Source organism: Microbispora sp. CL1-1 (genome assembly GCF_012034195.1).
In the GTDB taxonomy this organism is placed as follows: Bacteria; Actinomycetota; Actinomycetes; order Streptosporangiales; family Streptosporangiaceae; genus Microbispora.
Map to the genome: position 1 here is coordinate 1 of NZ_JAATEK010000119.1, position 1543 is coordinate 1543.

The 1543-nt window shown below is 69.9% G+C and carries 1 protein-coding gene; it reads left to right on the forward strand.

Annotated features, from left to right (window positions below):
• The first annotated feature begins 122 nt into the window (after positions 1–122).
• Positions 123–1496, forward strand: a complete 1374-nt coding sequence (locus HCK04_RS40185; protein ID WP_142652757.1) for an IS1380 family transposase — start codon at positions 123–125, stop codon at positions 1494–1496.
• The last annotated feature ends 47 nt before the right edge of the window (positions 1497–1543 follow it).

The following is a 1543-nucleotide window of genomic DNA, read 5'->3' on the forward strand; positions in this document are numbered from 1 at the left end:
CCTCGGGCTTTCGCGACGAATTTGAGCGGGCTTGATCGTTTACATGAGAAAAGTGCCTTTGAGCTGGGAGGATTGGGCTTGTCGAGAGTCCTGTCCGCACCAGTTCAGAAGGCACTTTCCAAGTGAAGACTATCGCGTTGCAGCGCAAGATCGTGGTGTCCGCCGACGGCTCGGGACTCGTCTCGCAGGCCGGTGGGCTGCTGTTGCTGGAGACGTTGCGGGTCACCGGCCTGGGCAGGGAACTATCGGCGCAGCTGGAACGGTGGCGTCCGTCCCGGGCGGTACACGACCCGGGCAAAGTCATCGCCGATCTGGCCCTCACGCTGGCGTTAGGCGGGGACTGCCTGGCCGACATCGCGATGCTCCGCGCTCAGCCCGAGCTGTTCGGCCCGATCGCCTCCGACCCGACCGTGTCCCGGGTGATCGACCGCCTGGCCGCCGACCCCGTCCGCGCGCTTAAGGCGATCCGCGCCGCCCGTGCCACCGCCCGGCAGCGGGCCTGGGCCCTGGCCGGCCCCCACGCCCCCGGCACCGACGGCCAGCTGATTCCCCTCGACATCGACGCGACCATCGTCATCGCCCACTCTGACAAGCAACAGGCCGCGCCGACCTGGAAGAAGACCTTCGGGTTCCACCCGATGACGGTCTTCGCCGACCACGGAGCGACCGGGGGCGGGGAACCCTTGGCGATCATGCTGCGGCCCGGCAACGCCGGATCCAACACCGCCGCCGACCACATCACCGCCACCCGGCTGGCGCTGGCCCAGCTTCCCAAGCACCGCCGCCGTCAGGTACTGATCCGCGCCGATTCCGGCGGCGGCACCCGCGAGTTCCTCACCTGGCTGTCCCGGCCCGGGCGGCGGCTGTCGTACTCCATCGGGTTCGCCCTCACCGAAGAAATCCAGACCGCGATTCTGGCTCTGCCCGCGCAGGCGTGGACGCCCGCCTACGACTCAGGCGGGCAGGTACGGCCGGGTGCGTGGGTGGCCGAGCTGACCGGCCTGGTGAAGCTGGACGGCTGGCCGAAGGGCATGCGCCTGATTGTGCGCAAAGAGCGCCCGCACCCGGGCGCGCAGTTGCGCTTCACCGACATCGACGGGCACCGCTTCACCTGTTTTGTCACCGACACCCGCCGCGGTCAGCTCGCCGACCTGGAGCTACGCCACCGCCGCCGCGCCCGCTGCGAAGACCGCATCCGCGCCGCCAAGGACACCGGGCTGCGCAACCTGCCGCTGCACGACTTCGACCAGAATCAGATCTGGTGTGAGGTCGTCGCCCTGGCCTGCGAACTCCTGGCTTGGATGCAGATGCTCGCCCTGGATGGGCCGGCCCGCCGTTATGAGCCCAAACGGCTGCGGCTTCGCCTGTTCGCCGTCGCCGCCCGCCTGGTCCGCGGCGGACGCCGCCTACGCCTGCGCATCGCCGCGTCCTGGCCCTGGGCCGGCCAACTGGTCACCGCCATCACCCGGCTCCAAGCACTCCCGGCACCGACCTGATCCGGCACCAAACCGCCCCGACGACCAGGAAGGACACCCCGCGGGCC